Annotated in this window: 18 protein-coding genes and 1 pseudogene; 5 read left to right on the top strand and 14 right to left on the bottom strand. The window is 73.1% G+C overall.

Annotated features, from left to right (window positions below; translation table 11 throughout):
- Window positions 1–840, top strand: an 840-nt coding sequence (locus SZN_RS14730) for a class I SAM-dependent methyltransferase (RefSeq protein ID WP_007495710.1), incomplete at its 5' end; no start/stop codon positions are given.
- Window positions 837–1,820: pseudogene (locus SZN_RS42555) on the top strand (lysylphosphatidylglycerol synthase transmembrane domain-containing protein); the annotation flags it as partial. The gene SZN_RS14730 and the pseudogene SZN_RS42555, both read left to right, overlap by 4 nt.
- Window positions 1,821–1,978: 158 nt before the next feature.
- On the opposite strand, the gene SZN_RS38610 reads toward SZN_RS42555, so the two are convergent.
- On the bottom strand, window positions 1,979–2,767 hold the full coding sequence (locus SZN_RS38610; protein ID WP_078508601.1) for a creatininase family protein: 789 nt from the start codon (window positions 2,765–2,767) through the stop codon (window positions 1,979–1,981).
- A gap of 41 nt (window positions 2,768–2,808) precedes the next feature.
- Here SZN_RS38610 and ribA point away from each other — a divergent pair, with 41 nt between their 5' ends.
- Window positions 2,809–3,477: a GTP cyclohydrolase II gene (ribA, locus tag SZN_RS14720; RefSeq protein ID WP_007495702.1), complete on the top strand. Its 669-nt coding sequence runs from the start codon at window positions 2,809–2,811 to the stop codon at window positions 3,475–3,477.
- A gap of 90 nt (window positions 3,478–3,567) precedes the next feature.
- Here the strand turns inward: ribA and SZN_RS14715 are convergent, their stop codons facing one another.
- The 6 genes from SZN_RS14715 to SZN_RS14690 form a co-directional block, all read right to left on the bottom strand.
- Entirely contained in the window at window positions 3,568–4,800 is a 1,233-nt protein-coding gene (locus SZN_RS14715) for a serine hydrolase domain-containing protein (protein WP_007495700.1), read from the bottom strand.
- 482 nt (window positions 4,801–5,282) lie between these two features.
- The gene (gene gnd / locus SZN_RS14710; RefSeq protein ID WP_007495698.1) at window positions 5,283–6,161 is read right to left on the bottom strand and encodes a phosphogluconate dehydrogenase (NAD(+)-dependent, decarboxylating); all 879 of its coding nucleotides are present in this window, start codon (window positions 6,159–6,161) and stop codon (window positions 5,283–5,285) included.
- Window positions 6,162–6,171: 10 nt separating this feature from the next.
- Window positions 6,172–7,824 (bottom strand): glucose-6-phosphate isomerase, encoded by a 1,653-nt coding sequence (gene pgi, locus SZN_RS14705; protein ID WP_007495696.1) that lies wholly within the window; start codon window positions 7,822–7,824, stop codon window positions 6,172–6,174.
- Window positions 7,817–8,752 carry a glucose-6-phosphate dehydrogenase assembly protein OpcA gene (opcA, locus tag SZN_RS14700; protein WP_007495694.1) on the bottom strand — a complete coding sequence of 312 codons (936 nt, stop codon included), beginning with the start codon at window positions 8,750–8,752 and terminating at the stop codon, window positions 7,817–7,819. The genes pgi and opcA overlap by 8 nt, the downstream gene beginning before the upstream one ends.
- Entirely contained in the window at window positions 8,749–10,287 is a 1,539-nt protein-coding gene (gene zwf, locus SZN_RS14695) for a glucose-6-phosphate dehydrogenase (RefSeq protein WP_007495692.1), read from the bottom strand. The genes opcA and zwf overlap by 4 nt, the downstream gene beginning before the upstream one ends.
- Window positions 10,284–10,502, bottom strand: coding sequence for a hypothetical protein (locus tag SZN_RS14690; RefSeq protein WP_007495690.1), 219 nt, complete (start codon window positions 10,500–10,502; stop codon window positions 10,284–10,286). Before SZN_RS14690 ends, zwf begins: the two co-directional genes overlap by 4 nt.
- A gap of 176 nt (window positions 10,503–10,678) precedes the next feature.
- Here SZN_RS14690 and SZN_RS14685 point away from each other — a divergent pair, with 176 nt between their 5' ends.
- Window positions 10,679–11,647, top strand: a complete 969-nt coding sequence (locus SZN_RS14685; protein ID WP_007495689.1) for a helix-turn-helix domain-containing protein — start codon at window positions 10,679–10,681, stop codon at window positions 11,645–11,647.
- Between the two features lie 96 nt (window positions 11,648–11,743).
- Here SZN_RS14685 and SZN_RS14680 read toward each other — a convergent pair whose 3' ends face one another.
- From SZN_RS14680 to SZN_RS37660, 7 genes are all read right to left on the bottom strand, one after another.
- Complete coding sequence (locus SZN_RS14680) at window positions 11,744–13,141, bottom strand: glycoside hydrolase family 16 protein (RefSeq protein ID WP_007495688.1); 1,398 nt, start codon at window positions 13,139–13,141, stop codon at window positions 11,744–11,746.
- Between the two features lie 398 nt (window positions 13,142–13,539).
- Window positions 13,540–13,704: a hypothetical protein gene (locus SZN_RS41380; protein WP_007495687.1), complete on the bottom strand. Its 165-nt coding sequence runs from the start codon at window positions 13,702–13,704 to the stop codon at window positions 13,540–13,542.
- Window positions 13,705–13,901: 197 nt separating this feature from the next.
- Window positions 13,902–14,639, bottom strand: a complete 738-nt coding sequence (locus tag SZN_RS14675) for a DivIVA domain-containing protein (RefSeq protein WP_007495686.1) — start codon at window positions 14,637–14,639, stop codon at window positions 13,902–13,904.
- 39 nt (window positions 14,640–14,678) lie between these two features.
- Window positions 14,679–15,473 carry a ZIP family metal transporter gene (locus SZN_RS14670; RefSeq protein ID WP_007495677.1) on the bottom strand — a complete coding sequence of 265 codons (795 nt, stop codon included), beginning with the start codon at window positions 15,471–15,473 and terminating at the stop codon, window positions 14,679–14,681.
- 115 nt (window positions 15,474–15,588) lie between these two features.
- Window positions 15,589–16,572, bottom strand: coding sequence for a cation diffusion facilitator family transporter (locus SZN_RS14665; RefSeq protein WP_007495675.1), 984 nt, complete (start codon window positions 16,570–16,572; stop codon window positions 15,589–15,591).
- A 229-nt stretch (window positions 16,573–16,801) separates the two neighbouring features.
- Window positions 16,802–17,809 carry a phage baseplate protein gene (locus SZN_RS14660; RefSeq protein ID WP_007495673.1) on the bottom strand — a complete coding sequence of 336 codons (1,008 nt, stop codon included), beginning with the start codon at window positions 17,807–17,809 and terminating at the stop codon, window positions 16,802–16,804.
- A gap of 229 nt (window positions 17,810–18,038) precedes the next feature.
- Window positions 18,039–18,521 carry an SH3 domain-containing protein gene (locus SZN_RS37660; protein ID WP_007495671.1) on the bottom strand — a complete coding sequence of 161 codons (483 nt, stop codon included), beginning with the start codon at window positions 18,519–18,521 and terminating at the stop codon, window positions 18,039–18,041.
- Window positions 18,522–18,803: 282 nt separating this feature from the next.
- Between SZN_RS37660 and SZN_RS14650 the strand changes: the two genes are divergently transcribed.
- Window positions 18,804–19,184 (top strand): ArsR/SmtB family transcription factor, encoded by a 381-nt coding sequence (locus SZN_RS14650; protein ID WP_043730678.1) that lies wholly within the window; start codon window positions 18,804–18,806, stop codon window positions 19,182–19,184.
- Window positions 19,185–19,371 lie beyond the last annotated feature (187 nt).

The following is a 19,371-nucleotide window of genomic DNA, read 5'->3' as shown; positions in this document are numbered from 1 at the left end:
GACGGCGAACCGCCCCGCTACGCCCCCGAGTGGCTGGAGCTGCGCGAGGGCGCCGACGCCGCCGCGCGCGCCCACGGCCTGCTCGACCCGCTGCGCGTCCGGCTCGCCGACCTGCCCGGCCGGCCCGGCGGCGCCGTCATCCACGACGTCGGCTGCGGCACCGGCTCCATGGGCCGCTGGCTCGCGCCCCGTCTCGACGGCGCCCAGCACTGGGTGCTCCACGACCGCGACCCCTATCTGCTGCACTTCGCCGCCGTCGCCTCCCCGCGCTCGGCCGCCGACGGCAGCCGCGTCACGGTCGAGACCCGCCGCGGCGACATCGCCCGGCTCACCCCGGACGCCCTCCGGGGCGCCTCCCTGGTCACCGCGTCCGCCCTGCTCGACGTCCTCACCCGCGAGGAACTCGACACCCTCGCCGCGGCCTGCTCCGACGCCGGCTGCCCGGCGCTGCTGACCCTCTCCGTCGCGGGCCGGGTCGACCTCACCCCGTCCCACCCGCTGGACGAGGAGATCGCCGAGGCGTTCAACGCCCACCAGCGGCGCTCCGGCCTGCTCGGGCCGGACGCGGTCGGCGCGGCGGCCGAGGCGTTCTCCGAGCGGGGCGCGACCGTCCAGGTCCAGCCGAGCCCCTGGCGGCTCGGCCCCGGCGAGCGGGCGCTCACCGCCCCGTGGCTGCGCGGCTGGGTCGGCGCCGCGGTGGAGCAGCGCCCGGACCTCGCCGAGGCGGCCGAGAGCTGTCTGAGCGAACGCCTTGAGGCGTGCGAGGCCGGTGAACTGCGGGTCGTGGTCCACCACAGCGACCTGCTGGCCCTGTGCCGGCCGGCGGGCGGGGCGTCATGAGCGTTCCGACGGTGGCCGGACCGCGCGCCCAGGACGTGCCCCCGGCGCGCACGCCCCCCGTCTCCGCCACGGCCGGCGACGGGGCCGCCACCGCGCGGGCCGCCGTCCCCGCTCCGGGGCGTGTCCCTGCTCCGGGGCGGGTCCGCGCCCTGCTGTCCCGGCCGGCCGCCCGGCAGGTCCGCAGCCGCCTGGGCACCCTCGCCGGGGCCGCCGTCCTCGGGGTGCTGTTCTGGCGGCTGGGGACCGGGGCCTTCCTCGACGGCCTGCGGCGGATCGACGCGCCCGCGCTGCTCGGCGCCCTCGCCCTCGGCGCCGTCACCACGGTGTGCAGCGCCTGGCGCTGGCAGTTGGTGGCGCGCGGGCTGCGCCTCGCGCTCCCCCTCGGGGCCGCCGTCGCCGACTACTACCGCTCCCTGTTCCTCAACGCGGCCCTGCCGGGCGGCGTCCTCGGCGACGTGCACCGCGCGGTGCGGCACGGCCGCGGCGCGGGCGACCTCGGGCGCGGGGTACGGGCCGTGGTGCTGGAGCGCACCGCCGGCCAGCTGGCCCTCGCCGCCGTCGGCGCCGCCGTCCTGCTGACCATGCCGTCCCCGGTGCTGCAACGCGCCCGCGACCTCACGCCGGTCGTCCTGTTCACGGCCGCGGGCGCCGCCGCCGCCGTCGTCGCCGTACGGAGGAACCGCGCGCCCTCCCACCGCGCGCGCACCCGGACCACGGCCCTGCGCACGGCCATCGCCGAGGCCGGGGAGAGCCTGCTGTCGCGCCGCAACGCCCCCGGCGTCGCCCTGTCCTCGCTCGTCGTCCTCGCCGGCCACCTCGCGATGTTCGTGCTGGCCGCGCGGGTCGCCGGGACCACCGCCCCGGTCGCCGTCCTGCTGCCGATCGCCGTGCTGGCCCTGCTCGCCATGGGAGTGCCGCTGAACGTCGGCGGCTGGGGCCCCCGCGAGGGCGTCACCGCCTGGGCGTTCGCCGCCGCGGGACTCGGCGCGGGCAACGGTCTGGCCGTCGCCGTCGTCTACGGCGTCCTCAGCTTCGCCGCCGCCCTGCCCGGCCTCGCCGTCCTGCTCGCCCGCCGGGGCGCGGGCCCGCGCGCGCGGGCCGGATCCGCCGCCACCGTGGCGGATCCGGGAGCCGGGCGCTATTTTCGTGCGTCTCCCGAGTCCGGTACGGAATCGTCCGCGGAGGTCAGCAGTGACACATACGCGCCGAAGGAATCAGCGAGGCTCGCCAGCAGCCGCTTCCCCTTTTCCGCGGAACCGAGTGAAGGACGCCCGATGACACCCGAATCGGTATAGGCGGACATTCCCACGGTGAGCAGATGACGCCGGTCGTCCGCCACGACGTCGGACGTCTCATAACCGGGCCGGACCAATTCGGGATGCGTGTGCAGAAGGATGGAGGTCTCGATTTCCCCCGCGTGCATGTCGGTGAGCAGCGAGGTCTCCACCCCCGCCCGCTCCCGCGCCGTCTCCCAGTCCTCCGCGGCGGGGAACAGCGCCATCCGCTCACCCCGCGCGGAGGACTCCTGAACGACGTTGCCCAGTACGTAGTTTCCGCCGTGTCCGTTGACCAGCACCAACGCGTCGACGCCCGACCGGCGGAGCGAAGCCGCCATGTCCCGCACCACCGCATGAAGGGTCACCGAGGAGATGCTGACGGTCCCCGGCCACGCCGCGTGCTCGTGCGAGCAGGAGACCGTCACCGGCGGAAGGAGGCGCACCGGGTGCGCGGCGGCCACCTCCCGCGCGATGGCGCAGGCCACGAGGGTGTCGGTGGCCAGCGGAAGGTACGGACCGTGCTGCTCGAAACTGCCGACGGGAAGGACCGCGACCTGCCGTGAGACGCCCGCCCCCCGTGCCCTTACGTCCTCCGTGGTGTCCGCCGGTACCAGTGGGTGTGCCGCCGGCCGCAAGGGTGAACCGCTCATGTTTTCACGGCCTTTCGTCTCTGCTTAGGAACTGAAGAATCATGACAGACAACATTGGCGTCCTCGGCAAGAAGTCCGCTCCCCGGACGCAGCGTTCCGGAGTGGAACGCGTCGTGAATGCGCCCCTGCCCACCGTGTACGGGGAATTCCGTGCGATCGGCTACCTCGACCACGACCGCGGTGACGAGCAGGTCGCCCTCGTGTACGGGGAGATCGGCACCGGCGGCGTCCTGACCCGGCTGCACTCCGAATGCCTGACCGGTGACGCGTTCGGCTCCCAGCACTGCGAGTGCGGTGACCAACTGGCCGCCGCGCTGCGCGCGGTCGTCGCCGAGGGCAGCGGCATCGTCGTCTACCTGCGCGGCCACGAGGGCCGGGGCATCGGCCTGCTCGGCAAGCTGCGCGCGATGGCCCTTCAGGCGGAGGGCCTGGACACGGTCGAGGCCAACCTGGCGCTCGGCCTGCCCGTGGACGCCCGCGACTACGGCGTCGCCGCCGCGATCCTGCACGACCTGGAGGTGCGCAGCGTCCGCCTGATGTCGAACAACCCGCGCAAGCGCGAGGCGTTGGTGCGGCACGGCATCGAGGTGGCCGAGCAGGTCCCGCTGCTCATCCCGCCGTGCGAGAACAACATCACCTACCTGCGCACCAAGCGGGAGCGGCTGGACCACCACCTGCCCCATCTGGACGCGGTGGCCCACCTGTCCTGACGGCCGCGCGGCCGGCCCGGACAGGAGGAGGGAGCGAGCCGCGCCCTCCTCCTCTCCGGGCCGGTGGAGGGGCCCCCGGCCCCCGGCGGCTCAGACCGGGCCGACGGCCGCGTTCACCAGCCGCTTGAGGTCCTGGTATACCGTGTGCGACCCCCTGGGCCGCACCTGCGTCATGAACTGCACCGTCAGGTCGTTGCGCGGGTCGACCCAGAACGTGGTCGTGGCGACGCCGCTCCAGCCGTAGGCGCCGAGCACCGTCGGGACCCTGGTGCGCGCGGGGTCGATCACCACGGACACGCCGAGGCCGAAGCCCGTCCCGTCGTTGCCGGGCTCGTCGTGCGCCGGGCGGCTGCCGAAGGCGCGCAGATCGGCGCCGCCCGGAAGCCTGTTGGAGGTCATGAGGTCCACCGTCGCGGGGGACAGCAGCCGCACCCCGTCGAGTTCGCCCCGGCGGCGCAGCATCTCCATGAAGCGGTGCACGTCGTGCGCGGAGGCCACGAGCCCGCCGCTGCCGGACAGCAGCCGGGGACGGCCGCGCAGCGGGAGGCCCGCGACCGGTGCGATGCCGCCGTCCTCGTTCTCCCCGTACAGCTCCGCCAGCCGGTCCGCCTGCCGGTCGCTCACCTGGAACCCGGCGTCGGTCATCCCGAGCGGCCCGAGGATCCGCTCGGCGAAGAACGTGTCGAGCGGCTGCCCGGACACCACCTCGACGATCCGGCCCAGGACGTTGGCCGCCACCGAGTAGTTCCACTGCGTGCCGGGCTCGAACTGCAGCGGGAGCCGCGCGTACGCGTCGACCGTCCCGGCCAGGTCCGAGCCGGGCAGCACCGCCGAGTCCAGCCCGGCGTCGCGGTAGAGGGCGTCCACGGGGTGCGCGTGGTAGGAGGCGAAGGTCAGCCCGGCGGTGTGGGTCATCAGGTGCCGTACGGTCATCGGCCCGTCGGCGGGGCGGGTCACCAGGGTGTCGCCGGAACCGCTCACATGCACCCGCGGCCGTGCGAAGCCGGGCAGGTGCCGGGCCACCGGGTCGTCGAGCGACAGCCGCCCCTCCTCCACCAGCAGCAGGGCGGCGACCGAGGTGACCGGTTTGGTCATGGAGTAGATCCGCCACAGCGTGTCGGCCTCGACGGGGAGCCCGGCCGCGACGTCGCGCCTGCCGTGGGTGGTGAGGTGGGCGACGCGTCCGCCCCGGGCGACGGAGACCAGATACCCGGGCAGCCGCCCCTCGGTGACACACCGGGCGAGATGCCGGTCGAGGCGGTCCAGCGCCTTCGGGTCCAACCCGGCCTCGTCCGGATCGACTTCGCGTGTCAGCAGTGCCATCGCTCTCCTCCGCGTGCGTGCGACGAGGCGCGCCCCGGCCTGTCCCGGCCGGGGCGCCCTCCGCTCTCATCGTCGCGCAGAGAGAGGGGGCCGGTCCGCCGAACGGCCATGATCGTCCCTCGCGGGACACGGCCCCGCAAGCGAGTGTCCCGGGTCCGCGCGGGCCGCGGCCCGGCGAGCGCGGCCCGCGCGGACGGTCCTCCCCGCCTTCCGCGAGGACGTTGGGGAGCGGCGTCTGCAACACCGCGGCGCGGAGCGCGCGTTCGGGGCCGTCCCCCTCGCCGTCCGGACGCAGGCCGACGGCCGCCCCGCTGGCGAAGGCCCGCCGGACACGTCGTTCGGCCGCGGTCAGATCGGTGATATCCGTCGGCCACGAGACCGGCGGGCCCTCTCCCACGGTGTCAACCGGCAGCGGGGAGCGCCCTCTCGGCGGCTCCCCGCGCCCTGTGCTCCTTTCCCTGCTCCTGCGCCTGCTCCTGCGCCTACTCCTTCGACTCGACGGCGTGGCCGCCGAACTGGTTGCGCAGCGCCGCGATCATCTTCATCTGCGGGGAGTCGTCCTGGCGGGAGGCGAACCGGGCGAACAGGGAAGCGGTGATCGCGGGCAGCGGCACCGCGTGGTCGATCGCGGCCTCCACGGTCCACCGCCCCTCGCCGGAGTCCTGCGCGAAGCCCTTCAGCTTCTGGAGGTGCTCGTCGTCGTCCAGGGCGTTGACCGCGAGGTCCAGCAGCCAGGACCGGATGACGGTGCCCTCCTGCCAGGAGCGGAACACCTCGCGGACGTTGTCCACGGAGTTGACCTTCTCCAGCAGCTCCCAGCCCTCGGCGTACGCCTGCATCATCGCGTACTCGATGCCGTTGTGGACCATCTTGGAGAAGTGCCCGGCGCCCACCCGGCCGGCGTGGACGTAGCCGTAGGGGCCCTCGGGCTTGAGCGCCTCGAAGATCGGCTTCAGCGGCTTCACGTGCTTCTCGTCGCCGCCGACCATCAGGGCGTAGCCGTTCTCCAGGCCCCACACCCCGCCCGAGACGCCCGCGTCGACGAAGCCGATGCCCTTGACGCCGAGTTCGGCGGCGTGCTTCTCGTCGTCCGTCCAGCGGGAGTTGCCGCCGTCGACCACCGTGTCGCCCGCGGACAGCAGGTCCTTCAGCTCGTCGACGACCGTCTGGGTGGCGGTGCCGGCCGGGACCATCACCCACACCGTGCGCGGCGCGTCGAGCCGCCCCACCAGCTCCTCCAGGCTGCCCACGTCGGAGACCTCGGGGTTGCGGTCGTAGCCGACGACGGTGTGGCCCGCGCGGCGGATCCGCTCGCGCATGTTGCCGCCCATCCTGCCGAGACCGACGAGGCCCAACTGCATCGCTGTCATGTCACTTCACTTCCTTGAGTGCGCGGTAGGCGGCCACGAGGGCGCTGGTGGAGGCGTCCAGGCCGGGGACCTCGGCGCCCTCGGTCAGGGCCGGCCCGATGCTCCGGGCGAGGACCTTGCCGAGTTCCACACCCCACTGGTCGAAGGAGTCGATGTCCCACACGGCGCCCTGCACGAACACCTTGTGCTCGTACAGCGCGACCAGCTGGCCGAGGACCGACGGGGTCAGCTCCGGGGCGAGGATCGTCGTCGTGGGGTGGTTGCCCGGGAAGGTGCGGTGCGCGACCTGCTCCTCGGGCACCCCTTCGGCGCGCACCTCCTCCGCGGTCCTGCCGAAGGCCAGCGCCTGCCCCTGCGCGAACAGGTTCGCCATCAACAGGTCGTGCTGTGCCTTGAGTTCGTCGCTCAGCTCGGCGACCGGGCGGGCGAAGCCGATCAGGTCGGCCGGGATCAGCCGGGTGCCCTGGTGGATCAACTGGTAGTAGGCGTGCTGCCCGTTGGTGCCGGGCGTGCCCCACACGACCGGTCCGGTCGCCCAGCCCACCGGACGGCCCAGCCGGTCCACGGACTTGCCGTTGGACTCCATGTCGAGCTGCTGGAGGTAGGCCGTGAACTTCGACAGGTAGTGCGAGTACGGCAGCACGGCGTGCGACTCGGCACCGAAGAAGTTGCCGTACCAGACCCCCAACAGGCCCATGAGCAGCGGGGCGTTGGCCTCGACGGGCGCGTTCCTGAAGTGCTCGTCGACGGTGTGGAAGCCGTCCAGCATCTCGCGGAAGCGGTCCGGTCCGATGGCGATCATCAGGGACAGGCCGATCGCGGAATCGTAGGAGTAGCGGCCGCCGACCCAGTCCCAGAACTCGAACATGTTGTCCGCGTCGACACCGAAGCCGGTGACCTTCTCCGCGTTCGTGGACAGCGCGACGAAGTGCCGGGCGACCGCCTTCTCGTCGCCGCCCAGCCCGGCCAGCAGCCAGGAGCGCGCGGAGGTGGCGTTGGTGATCGTCTCGATCGTGGTGAAGGTCTTGGACGCGACGATGAACAGGGTCTCGGCCGGGTCCAGGTCGCGCACCGCCTCGTGCAGGTCGGAGCCGTCCACGTTGGAGACGAACCGGAAGGCCAACTCCCGTGCGGTGAAGGGGCGCAGCGCCTCGTAGGCCATCGCGGGGCCGAGGTCCGAGCCGCCGATGCCGATGTTCACGACGTTCCTGATGGGCCGGCCGGTGTGGCCCGTCCACTCCCCGGAGCGGACCCGCTCGGCGAACGCGCCCATCCGGTCCAGCACGGCGTGCACACCGGGCACCACGTTCTCGCCGTCCACCTCGATCACCGCCTCGCGCGGCGCCCGCAGCGCGGTGTGCAGTACCGCGCGGTCCTCGGTGACGTTGATCCGCTCACCGCGGAACATGGCGTCGCGCAGGGCCGTCACCCCGGTGACGGCGGCCAGTTCGCGCAGCAGGGCCAGCGTCTCGTCGGTGACGAGGTGCTTGGAGTAGTCGACGCGCAGATCGCCGACGCGCACGACGTACCGCTCGGCGCGGGAGGGGTCGGCCGCGAACAGCTCGCGCAGCCGGGGCCGCTGCATCGCGTCCTCGCGGTGGTCGGCCAGCGCGGCCCACTCGGGACGGCGGTTGAGCCGGGGGGTCTCAGACATGGGAGGACTTCTCCTTGGTGGCCTCGCCCCGCAGGGCGACGGCGTACATCTCGTCGGCGTCGAGGCGCCGCAGCTCCTCGGCGATCAGTTCGGAGGTGGTGCGCACCTTCAGCGCGAGGGTGCGCGAGGGCTGGTCGGGCAGGCTGAGCGTGGCCAGCGGGCCCTCCGGCCGGTCGATGACGATCTCGCCGTCGCCGGTGCCCAGGCGTACGCCCGTGACGACCGGCCCGGCGCTCTCCACCCGCTCGGCGGTGACGTGCAGGCGTGCCTCCAGCCAGCGGGCCAGCAGCTCGGCGGCCGGGTTGTCGGCCTCGGCCTCCACGACCGCGGAGACGATCGGCACCCGGGCCTGGTCCAGCGCCGCGGCGAGCATCGAGCGCCACGGCGTCAGCCGGGTCCAGGCGAGGTCGGTGTCGCCGGGTGCGTAGGAGCGGGCCCGCGCCTCCAGGTCCGCCTGCGGGGTCTCGGAGGTGTAGAGGTCGGTGATCCGGCGCTGGGCCAGGGCGCCCAGCGGGTCCCTCGCCGGATTGTCCGGGGCGTCCACCGGCCACCAGACGACGACCGGCGCGTCCGGCAGCAGCAGCGGCAGCACCACCGAGTCGGCGTGGTCGGACACCTCGCCGTACGTGCGCAGCACGACCGTCTCACCGGTGCCGGCGTCGGCGCCCACCCGGACCTCGGCGTCGAGGTGGGACCGGGTGCGGTCGCGCGGGGTGCGGGCGTGCCGCTTGATGACGACCAGGGTGCGGGAGGGGTGCTCGTGGGAAGCCTCCTCCGCCGCCCTGATCGAGTCGTAGGCGTTCTCCTCGTCCGTGACGATGACCATCGTCAGGACCATGCCCACGGCCGGTGTGCCGACCGCGCGGCGGCCCTGCACCAGCGCCTTGTTGATCTTGCTTGCCGTGGTGTCGGTCAGGTCGATCTTCATGGCCTGCGCCAGCTCCGTCCGTCTCGTGCGAGCATCTCGTCCGCCTCCTCGGGTCCCCAGCTCCCGGACGCGTACCGCGCCGGCCTGCCGTGCCTGTCCCAGTGCTCCTCGACGGGGTCGAGGATCCTCCAGGACTCTTCCACCTCCTGAGGGCGCGGGAACAGGTTGGCGTCCCCGAGGAGAACGTCCAGGATCAGCCTCTCGTACGCCTCCGGGGACGACTCGGTGAAGGACTCCCCGTAGGCGAAGTCCATCGACACGTCCCGGATCTCCATGGAGGTGCCCGGCACCTTCGAGCCGAAGCGGACGGTGACGCCCTCGTCGGGCTGGACGCGGATCACGATCGCGTTCTCGCCCAGCTCCTTTGTCGCGGTGGAGTCGAACGGGGAGTGCGGGGCCCGCTGGAGGACGACCGCGATCTCGGTGACGCGCCGGCCGAGCCGCTTGCCGGTGCGCAGGTAGAACGGGACCCCCGCCCAGCGGCGGTTGTCGACGTTCAGCCGGACGGCCGCGTAGGTGTCGGTCCTCGACTCCGGGTCGATGCCGTCCTCGTCGAGATAGCCGGGCACCCGCTCGCCGCCCTGCCAGGCCGCCGCGTACTGCCCGCGCACGGTGTGCCGGCCGAGGTCCCCGGGCAGCTTGACCGCCTTCAGCACCTTCAGCTTCTCGGTGAGCAGGGACGCGGCGTCGAACGCGGCCGGCTCCTCCATCGCCGTCAGCGCCATGAGCTGGAGCAGGTGGTTCTGGATGACGTCGCGGGCCGAGCCGATGCCGTCGTAGTAGCCCGCCCGGCCGCCGATGCCGATGTCCTCGGCCATCGTGATCTGCACGTGGTCCACGAAGGACCGGTTCCAGATCGGCTCGAACATGGTGTTGGCGAAGCGCAGTGCCAGGATGTTCTGGACGGTCTCCTTGCCCAGGTAGTGGTCGATACGGAAGACCTGTTCCGGGTCGAACACGTCGTGCACGACGGCGTTCAGCTCACGCGCGCTCGCCAGGTCGCGGCCGAACGGCTTCTCGATGACCGCCCGCCGCCACGACCCCTCGGGCGCGTCCGCCAGACCGTGCTTCTTCAACTGCCGCACGACCTTCGGGAACATGCCCGGCGGCACGGACAGGTAGAAGGCGTAGTTGCCGCTGGTGCCCCGGGCCGTGTCGAGCTCGTCCACGGTCTCGCGCAACTGCTCGAACGCCGTGTCGTCGTCGAAGTCGCCCGGGATGAACCGCATCCCCTCGGACAGCTGCTGCCACACCTCCTCGCGGAACTCCGTACGGGCGTGCTCGCGCACCGCGTCGTGCACGACCTGCGCGAAGTCCTGGTCCGCCCAGTCCCGGCGGGCGAAGCCCACCAGCGAGAACCCCGGCGGCAGCAGCCCGCGGTTGGCGAGGTCGTACACGGCCGGCATCAGCTTCTTGCGGGACAGGTCCCCGGTGACCCCGAAGATCACGAGCCCGGACGGGCCCGCGATCCGGGGCAGACGGCGGTCGCGGGGATCGCGCAGGGGGTTGTCCCAGCCGGTGGTCTCGGAGGTCATTGCGTGTCAGCTCCCTTGCTGCCGGGCGACTTCTTGACGGCGTCCACCAGGTCCTGCCACGCCGCCGCGGACTCGGCGACGCCCTGGTCCTCCGATCGGGTGACGACCCCGTCGTACGAGATCCCCGGCGCCGCCACGGCGGACAGATCGGCGCCGGCCCCGGCGTGACCCCCGCGGCCGGTCCGTCCGAAACCGTCCGGTGGCTGCGTACCCATCTTCAGAAGTCCTCGATCGCGGCGAAGCTGCTGGTCCGACGTGTACAAAAGTAAAAGTCAGACTTTTCTGAGGGAAGGTCGCCGTGTGTCACGCTGTGGTGAAAGTGGGACACCGCGGCGGACGCGGCGCACGGCTGAGCGGCGGCCCCGCACGACTGAGGCGGCATGAGACGGACATGGCGGACACAAGGGTCCCGCACGGAACGGGCCCGGACGGCGGGCCCGAAGGAGGACCCGGCACCGGGGGCGGCACCGGGTCCGGGGCGGACGGCCCCGGCGCGGGCGACGCGATCAGGACCTTCCCCTTCCCGGTGGATCTGAGCGTCCTCGGCGTCGGCATGCGGGTCGGCCCGATGGGCCCCGGCCGCGCCTGGTACTCCGGCGCCCCCCTGGGACGGGTGCACCGCATCGACTTCCACCTCGTGATGCTCTTCAGCGACGGCCCCGTACGCCACATGATCGACTTCGCCGAGTACGAGGCGCACGCGGGCGAGCTGCTGTGGATCCGCCCCGGCCAGGTCCACCGCTTCGCCGGCACCGCCGCCCACCGCGGCACCGTCCTGACCATGCAGCCCGGCTTCCTGCCCCGCGCCACGGTCGAGTCCACCGGCCTGTACCGCTACGACCTGCCGCCCCTGCTCAGACCCGACCGGGCGCAGCTCGCCGCCCTGCGCGCGGCCCTCGGGCAGCTGCGGCGCGAGTACGAGGACACCACCACCCTCCCGCTGACCCTGCACACCGCGGTGCTGCGGCACTCGCTGACGGCGTTCCTGCTGCGCCTCGCCCATCTCGCCGCCAGCTCCCAGGCGGCGGCGGGCGGTCCGGGCGACACCGCGTTCACCCTCTTCCGCGACGCCGTGGAGCGGGGATTCGCCGCCAACCACAGCGTCAGCGCCTACGCCGACCAGCTCGGCTACTCCCGGCGCACCCTGGTGCGCGCGGTACGGGCGGCGACCGGGCAGACGCCCAAGGGGTTCATCGACCGGCGGGTGGTCCTGGAGGCCAAGCGGCTGCTGGCGCACACCGATCTGCCCATCGGCCGGGTCGGGGCGGCCGTCGGCTTCCCGGACGCCGCGAACTTCTCCAAGTTCTTCCACCAGCACACCGGGACGACCCCGGCGGTGTTCCGCGCCGAGCTCCGCTGAGCGGCCCCTCGGCCGGGCGTCCGCGCGGGGACGCCGTACGCCCGCGGGGAGACCTCCGCCTCCCCGCGGGCGCTGTCCGCTGCTCCCGCGCGCCGCTCAGCGGCCGAAGTTGAACCAGTTCACGTTCACGAAGTCGGACGGCTGGCCGCTGGTGAACGTGAGATAGACGTCGTGGGTGCCGGTCACCCCGCTGATGTTCGCCGGGACCGTCCGCCACGACTGCCATCCCCCGGTGTTGCCGAGGGCGAAACTGCCGACCGGGGCGTTGCTGCGGCTGTCCAGGCGCACCTCGACCAGGCCGCTGACGGCACTCCCCGCGCCGCTCGCCACCCGGGCGACGAACTGCGTGGCCGTGGAGGAGCCGAAGTCGACGCCCTTGTACTGCGCCCAGTCCCCGTTGGCCAGGGCCGCGATGTTCTGTCCACCGCCCGAGTCCGAGGTGGACTCGGTGGCCACCCCGCCCTGGGCGTCGAACGACTCGGCCTGGATGGCCCTGTAGGCGTCACGGCTGCCCGTCGGGGGAGGGGTGGTGCCGCCGCCGGAGGTCAGCACCTGGACGTAGTCCACGAGCATCGAGCGGCCGGGCTGCGTCCCGCCGTCCGGTCCGCCGCCGAACGCGTCCGGGAAGCCGCCGCCCATCGCCACGTTGAGGATGATGAAGTAGCCGTGCTTGGTGGCGTTCGCCCAGGTCGTGGCGTCCACCTGGTTCGCGCGTACGGTGTGGAAGTTGTTGCCGTCGAGGTAGAAGCGGATCTCCTCGACGCTCGTGGAGCGGTCCCACTCCATGCGGTAGGTGTGGAAGCCGGCCTGGCAGGTCGTGCCGGAACAGGTGGTGTTCCCGCTGATGCCGCTGGTCTCGTTGCACGGGCCGCCCGGTGAGGTGCCGCAGTGCATGGTCGAGAACACCGTGTTCATGCCCTGGGTGTTCTCCATGATGTCGAGCTCGCCGACGCCGGGCCAGTTCCAGTAGTTGCCGCGGAACGGCGCGCCCAGCATCCAGAACGCCGGCCAGTAGCCCTTGGCCGCGGCACCGGTCACGTCGGGGACCTGGATGCGCGCCTCGACGCGCAGCTTGCCGCCCGCCGGGGGCTGGAAGTCGGTGCGGTTGGTCTCGATGCGGCCGGAGGTCCAGTTGCCGGAGGCGTCCCGGCGCGGGGTGATCCGCAGGTTGCCGTTGCCGTCGAGCGAGACGTTGTCGGTGCTGTTCGTCATCGTCTCGATCTCGCCGGTGCCCCAGTTGGCGGGGCCGCCGGGGTAGCCCTTGCCGGTGGCGTACTGCCAGTTGGCGGTGTTCACACCGGCGCCCGCGGAGCCGTTGAAGTCGTCGGCGAAGATCTGGGTCCAGCCCGTGGGGGGCGTGGGCGCGGCGGCGTCCGCGGCCGGGACGGAGGCGAGGGCGGTGACCGCCGCCAGTCCGAGGGTGCCGAGCGCGGCGACGAGGACGCGTCTGACGGAGCGGTGTCGTCTGCGGGGGGTGCCGGAGGGGTCGCTCATGGGGGTGCTGCCTCTCGGTGAACGGGGTCGGGGAACGTGGGGGCGGCTGTGACACGGGATCGAGAGCGTTCTGAGAGCGCTCTCAGGGTGTCGCCAATGTGCTCCCCGGCACTGCGGCCGTCAAGAGGTGAAGCAGTGAATTACCTTGCGCCACGGGCGAGTTCAGCCCTTGAACACGGGAATGTGCCGAGCGCGCCGGATGTCCGGAGCGGGGGCGGTGCCCCGGCCTGCGCAGGGGGCTTGCCGCGCGCGTGCGGGCGATGGGGGGGGCGTGGGCGTGCGGGCGTGGGCGTGCATGGGCGCGGCGGGAGAAGCAGGACGCGGCCCTCGACGGCTCGCGGGCGGGCGTGCGTGGGCGCGGCCCCGCCGTGTCGGCGGGGCCGCGCCACGGGCGTGGGTCAGGAGGCGCAGGCGTCGTCCGCGCAGGCTCCGGCGTCCTCGTCGCCGGCGCAGCCGGGTTCGTCGTGCGCGTCCGTGTGGTGGTGGTGCCCGTCCCCGGTCGCCGCGGGGTGAGCGTGGCCGGTGTGGTCGCCGTCCTGGCAGTCGGCGATGGACTCGGACATGGGTCCTCCTCGGTGTCGTGGTGTTCCCCGCACGGTGCGGGAGTCTCGGGGCGCCCCCTCGGCGGGAGCGCGGGACGGCGGGCTCGTGCGGCCCGCCGCCGGGTGGGCCGCGGGTGGGGCCGTGCGGCCCGCCGCGGGGTGAGGCGAGGGCGGAGAGCCGTGCGGCCCGCTGCCGGACGGCGTCCGGTGGCGCGTGACTATCCGGCCCGCTGCTGCTGGGTGGGCACCTGGGTGCCGTCGCGGCCCGGTGTCTCCAGCGGCCGCCGCTTCGACCACGGCTGCGGCGCGGCCTCCTGGTCCAGGTACTCGTCGGCGCGGCGCTCGATGTCGTCGAGCCGGTTCTCCAGGCTGCCGGTCAGCTGCGAGCGGTACTCGTCCACCAGGCGTCGCAGGTCTGCCAGTTGCTGGGCGAGCGCCATCCGGGAGCGGTTGAGCTCCTGGAGGTCGGCATGGCGTTCGCTCATGTGCTGGTGCAGCTCCTGCGACCGGCTCAGGGCGCCGTGCTCGATCCGCTCGGCCTGGAGCTGGGCGTCGCGGGTGATGCGCTCGGCCTCGGCACGCGCCTGCTTCACCATGCGTTCCCGTTCGGCGCGGGCGTCCGTCAGTGCCTCGTGGGCGGTGCGCTCCGCGTGGGTGATGATCATCGCCGCGCTGTCGCTCGACGGGCCTGCCGGCTGCGCGGGCCGGGCTGCGAGTTGCTCACGCAGCGACGAGGTCTGCTTGAACAACTGGTCGATGGTGTACTCCACCTCGCGCAGGAAGGTGTCGACCGCGCCCATGTCGTAGCCCTCGCGCAGCCGCACCGTGGCGAACCACTGGTGGTGCACGTCGTCGGGGGTCAGCAGGCGCCTGCCCTCGCCCGCGGCGAGGGGGTGGCGGTCGACCGGGACCGGGTCGGTGGGAGAGGGGTCGTCGTCGCAGCACGCGTCGCCCATGAGGGTCGGGCCTTTCTCGTTGCTCGTGGTGGGGCGGGATCAGGCAGCGCTGAGCAGCAGGGCGCCCATGGTGAGGGTCGCGGCGGCGGCCGTGACCATGTGCCAGGAGGTCAGCTGGCCCTTCCGGCGCTTGCGGGCGGCGAGTCGGATGCCGATGACGGCGATACGGACGATCACTCCGGCGACGGCGGCCAGGGCCAGGGGCAGCACGGCGGCGGGCAGCGGGCTCACGGAGGCGATCAGCGCTCCCACGGCCGGGCTGACACAGGCGACGGCCAGCCAGGGGGCCAGCCGCTGCCTGGTCTCGCGGAGCAGGGAGGCCAGGGCCAGGCCGTCGCTGGCGGACGCCACGGCCAGCGTGAGGACGACGGGCAGTGACAGGGCGAGCGCCACCGCCGTGCCCTCGAACAGCCGGTGGGTGGTCAGCGCGGTGGCGGCACCGAACCCGATCGAGGCCGCTCCCGCGCTCTCCTTCAGCCGGCGGTGGCGGCCGGGCGCGTGGGCCCGTACGGCGCGCGCCGTCTCGCCGTCGCAGCCGCAGCCGTCGCGCGTGAACAGGGTCATGACCAGATAGCCGGCCGGAGCCACCAGGAGGACCACCCAGGGGGCGATCCCGGCCGTGCGGCTCTCCGCCCAGGCCTCCGGCAGGAGATCGACGAAGGACGTGATCAGCATCATCCCGGCCGAGAGGATCAGGATGAGGGCGGCGTGGCCGCTGCTGCGCCGGGCGAGCAGCGCACCCGCCGCGGTGGCGGCGGCCATGAGGGCGAGCGCGCTCCACACACCGCCGGCCGACGGCAGGGCGGCGAGCCAGGCGGATGCCGAGTCGGACATCTGCAACCTTTCCTTCAGGACACTCGTGACAGACGGAGGGGCGGGGTCCGCGGCCACCCGCCCCGCGGCGCGGCGGACGGCGCCCGCGGACGGCAGCGCCGAGGGCGGACCGTGGTCAGGGCCAGGACAGGGCGGCGCCCGGATAGGTGCGGCCGTGCGGATCGGCGCAGTGCGGTCCGGGCACCGGGGGGACGCGCTCGATCTGGAGCGTGGCGTGCGCGATCTCGTAGCGGTCGTGCAGCAGCCGCTGGGCCGCCGACTGCACGGCGCCGCGCGAGGTGCCCGGGGCGACCAGGATGTGGGCGGAGGCGGCGACGTACCCCGAGGTGATCTCCCAGACGTGGACGTCGTGGACCTCCACGACCCCGTCCAGGCGGGCGAGTTCGGCTCCGGCGGACTCGGGGTCCAGGCCGTGCGGCGCGGACTCCAGGAAGACCCGGCCGGAAGCGCGTACGAGGCCCCAGCCCGCCTTGAGCATCAGCGCCGCGACGATCAGGGCGGCCACCGCGTCGGCGCGGGTCCAGCCGGTGAGCCAGACGACCAGCCCGGCGACGGTGGTGGAGATGAAGGCGTAGAGGTCGTTGAGCAGATGCTGGAAGGCGCCCTCCACGTTCAGGCTGCCGCGGTTGGCCTTGCTCACCAGCCAGGTGGCGATCACGTTGACCACGATGCCGATGGCGCCGGTGACGACCACGAACAGGCCGTTCACCTCGGGCGGGCTGACGAAGCGGCGTACGCCCTCGACGACGAAGTACCCGGCGAGCAGCAGCAGGGTGACTCCGTTGACCAGGGCGGAGATGATCTCGGCCCGCTTCAGTCCGAAGGTGTATCCGCCCCGGGGCGGCAGCGCGGCCAGCCGCATCGCGATGAGCGCGAGCACGATGGCCGCGGCGTCGGTGAGCATGTGACCGGCGTCGGAGATCAGCGCGAGGGAGCGGGCGAGCAGGCCGACCGTCACTTCGACGGCCATGAAGGCGGTGATGAGGACCAGCGCCGCGCTGAGGTAGCGCCGGTCCGCGTCGGCCTGCACACCGTGGTGGTGTCCGGCGTGCCGGTGTCCGGCGAGGGGCGCGTGCGCTTCGCTGTGCTTGTTGGTCACGGGGTCCTCCAGGACGACGACGGACCGGGGACGGGGCGCGGGGTCGCGGTCACCGGCGGACCGGTGACCGGGTGGGGAATCCTGGCCGTTGACGGACGGGGGGCGCGGCGGGGGCTCCCGTCGACCGCCGTGCGGCGGGTGTGGCGCGGGCTTCGGTCCACCGACGTGCGGCGGGCGCGGTGCGGGGGTCGGTCCACCGGCGCGTGGCGGGCGCCGTGCGGGTGCCCGTTCACTGGATCGGCTTGCGGTAGAGGGAGAACGCCCGGTTGCCGGCCGGGCCCTGGGTGTAGCCGAGGTACAGCCACGGGCCCGTGCCGCGCAGGACGGCCAGGCCCTCCGGTTCGCGGGGCCGCAGCGTCGGCGCCGTCGTCTCGCGCACGCGGCGCACGGTGCTCGGCCGCTTCGCGTCGATCCGGTACAGGCGGGCGTTGCCCCCGGAAGCCGGGGTGTTGCCGTTGCCGTAGGCGGTGCCCAGCAGTTGGTAGGCGTCGGTGCCGTGCAGGGCCAACCCCTGGTACGGCAGCCCGAGTTCGGTACCCGGCTGGGCGAAGTCGGTGCGCGGCGTGAAGTCACCGGACTTGAACCGCCGCAGGTCGTAGAGCCGGTAGCGCGATCTGCCCGCCTTGCGGTAGCGCAGCAGCAGGGTGCCGGCCGCCGGATCGACCGACACTGCGTTGCCGCTGGAGCCCGGGACGGGCCGGTACACGCTGAGCCGGCCGCTGTCCCGCCTCAGTACCTGCCCGTCCGCGAAGGGGAAGCGGCACAGACCGCGGCCGGTCCCGGAGGAGGAGGCGTCCCACTCCGTCCAGAGCATCGCCGCGCGCGAGGTCTCCTCGACCCCCATCGCCGTGCCGTGCCCGAACCCGAGCAGATGCATCGCGCCCGTCAGCCGCCCGTCCGTCGTCAGACGGTTCAGACACAGGTCGCCCCGCCGCACCCGCTCGGCGTGCGTGTAGGTGCGCTGCTCCCCCTTCAGCCGCACCCCGCCCTGCACGACCTGGAGGGCGTACAGCAGGCCGTTTTCCTCGTCGAACGCGAACGACTGCAACACCGTGCTGTGCAGCAGCCGTCCACCGACCAGCCAGGGCTTGCCCGGGGCCGCGAGCGACGCGGCCGACATGGCCGCCTCGGGTCCGCTCCTCGCCCACGCCGGGGTGGCGCCGGCGGTGAGAGCGGCGGTGGCGAGCGTCAGGAGCGCCCTGCGTGATGGATGGTTCGCCAGGCTCGTGTGCACCACTGCGTGCCTTTCTGTGCGGATCAGCCGGCGCCCGCGGGGAGGGGGCACCACGGCTCGGATCTGGATGCCGGTGACCCGGGCACTGGCCGGGCCGGCCCGGCCACACCGGGCCGGCCCAGGACTGAACGCCATTGCTTCGGGGAAAACTCACAGGGTCACGGTCACCCCTTCCGCCGGCCGGAGGCGGAAGGGGAGGCCAGTCACCGTCGGACGGGTCGTGCAGGGCGTGCTACCGCCACGGCACCGGCTTGGTGGCGGCCACGTAGCGGGCGGAGACGTAGCCGGCCGAGTCGGACAGCTTGTACCACTGCTTGTTGCCGCGGACGCTGCTGCCGTTGACGGCGCGGGACACGTCGAGGGAGGTGCCCGCGCGCTTGTGGGCGATCACCTTGTAGGCGGTGCCGGGACCGGAGCGGACGTTGAGCGCGGCCCGCGAGGTGATCCGGGCCGGAATGTGGGCGACCTTCTTCGTGGGGGAGTGCTTCGCCGGGGTGTGCGTGGCCGGGGTGTGCTTGGCCGGAGTGCGCTTCGCGGGGGTGCGCTTGCCGGAGGACGACGGTGCCTTGCAGTCGCTCACCTTGTGCGGGTCGGTCGCCGCGGCACGGCGGGGGACGGCCGCCGTGCCGCCGTCGGCGGCGACGGCCGCCGAGGGGGCCGCCAGGGCCGCCAGAGCCGCCGCCGTGACCAGGGTGATGGGCATCCGACGCTTCATGCGGAACTCCTTCGCGTTGCCGAGCCGGGACCCCCGTTCGGAGTCTCGATCTCACGCAAAGTGACTGCTCGGTCACGCCAACACCTAAACAGCTGCTCAGACGTTTAGCTCATTGAGGTGATCCGGAGGTGAACCCGTTTGCGCTCCCCGCCTCGGCCGGGCGACTTAACACAGGTGTGCAGGGGGTGCGGCGAAACCCGCAAGGCCGCTCAGTGGCCTGACGGGGTCTGCTATAGCTGAACGAGTACACACTTGACGGAGTGTTCGACTGGAGTGTTCGACATGGCGATTCCCGAAGACGCAGCGCGCGCCAACCCGCCGGGCCCCGTGGCCGAATCCCTTCCCGAGGACGCCGAGATCGCCGATGTGGCGGACGTGTTCGGACTGCTGGCCGACCCGGCCCGGCTGAAGCTCCTCATCGTGCTCCGGGAGCAGGAGCTGTGCGTCCGCGACCTGGCCGCCCGCTGCCACCAGGGCGAGTCGGCCGTCTCGCACCACCTGCGGCTGTTGCGCGCCCACCGGGCCGTGCGGGTCCGCCGCGAAGGGCGCATGGCCTACTACAGCCTCGGCGACGCCCACGTGCGGCTCCTGCTGGACGTGGCACTCCTGCACAACCACCACGCCCCACCGGCGGCGCACCCGGAACGCAGCACAACAACCTGACGTAGTGTCAATAAGCTTCCACAGGCGCTAGGTTGCGGCGGAAAGGCGCCTGTGAGGTATCGACCCGGCGACGCCCGCGGCGGCCACGGACATCGCGTCGACGATGGCTTGGCGACTCCTCGCTGCACCCACCCGTGCACCACGCCCCGGCCACCCGCGTCAGTGACGGCGTAGGCCGTGAACGCAC

This window comes from Streptomyces zinciresistens K42 (assembly GCF_000225525.1).
Lineage (GTDB): Bacteria > Actinomycetota > Actinomycetes > Streptomycetales > Streptomycetaceae > Streptomyces > Streptomyces zinciresistens.
This window is presented reverse-complemented; position numbering and strand designations above follow the sequence as displayed.

Coding starts and splice junctions, on each gene's coding strand:
- SZN_RS14675 (WP_007495686.1), bottom strand. CDS start 14,639: ATGGGCGACGCGTGCTGCGACGACGACCCCTCTCCCACCGACCCGGTC.
- ribA (WP_007495702.1), top strand. CDS start 2,809: ATGACAGACAACATTGGCGTCCTCGGCAAGAAGTCCGCTCCCCGGACG.
- SZN_RS14650 (WP_043730678.1), top strand. CDS start 18,804: ATGGCGATTCCCGAAGACGCAGCGCGCGCCAACCCGCCGGGCCCCGTG.
- pgi (WP_007495696.1), bottom strand. CDS start 7,824: ATGTCTGAGACCCCCCGGCTCAACCGCCGTCCCGAGTGGGCCGCGCTG.
- SZN_RS14715 (WP_007495700.1), bottom strand. CDS start 4,800: ATGGCACTGCTGACACGCGAAGTCGATCCGGACGAGGCCGGGTTGGAC.
- gnd (WP_007495698.1), bottom strand. CDS start 6,161: ATGCAGTTGGGCCTCGTCGGTCTCGGCAGGATGGGCGGCAACATGCGC.
- SZN_RS14680 (WP_007495688.1), bottom strand. CDS start 13,141: ATGAGCGACCCCTCCGGCACCCCCCGCAGACGACACCGCTCCGTCAGA.
- SZN_RS14690 (WP_007495690.1), bottom strand. CDS start 10,502: ATGGGTACGCAGCCACCGGACGGTTTCGGACGGACCGGCCGCGGGGGT.
- SZN_RS37660 (WP_007495671.1), bottom strand. CDS start 18,521: ATGAAGCGTCGGATGCCCATCACCCTGGTCACGGCGGCGGCTCTGGCG.
- SZN_RS14670 (WP_007495677.1), bottom strand. CDS start 15,473: ATGTCCGACTCGGCATCCGCCTGGCTCGCCGCCCTGCCGTCGGCCGGC.
- zwf (WP_007495692.1), bottom strand. CDS start 10,287: ATGACCTCCGAGACCACCGGCTGGGACAACCCCCTGCGCGATCCCCGC.
- SZN_RS41380 (WP_007495687.1), bottom strand. CDS start 13,704: ATGTCCGAGTCCATCGCCGACTGCCAGGACGGCGACCACACCGGCCAC.
- SZN_RS38610 (WP_078508601.1), bottom strand. CDS start 2,767: ATGAGCGGTTCACCCTTGCGGCCGGCGGCACACCCACTGGTACCGGCG.
- opcA (WP_007495694.1), bottom strand. CDS start 8,752: ATGAAGATCGACCTGACCGACACCACGGCAAGCAAGATCAACAAGGCG.
- SZN_RS14685 (WP_007495689.1), top strand. CDS start 10,679: ATGGCGGACACAAGGGTCCCGCACGGAACGGGCCCGGACGGCGGGCCC.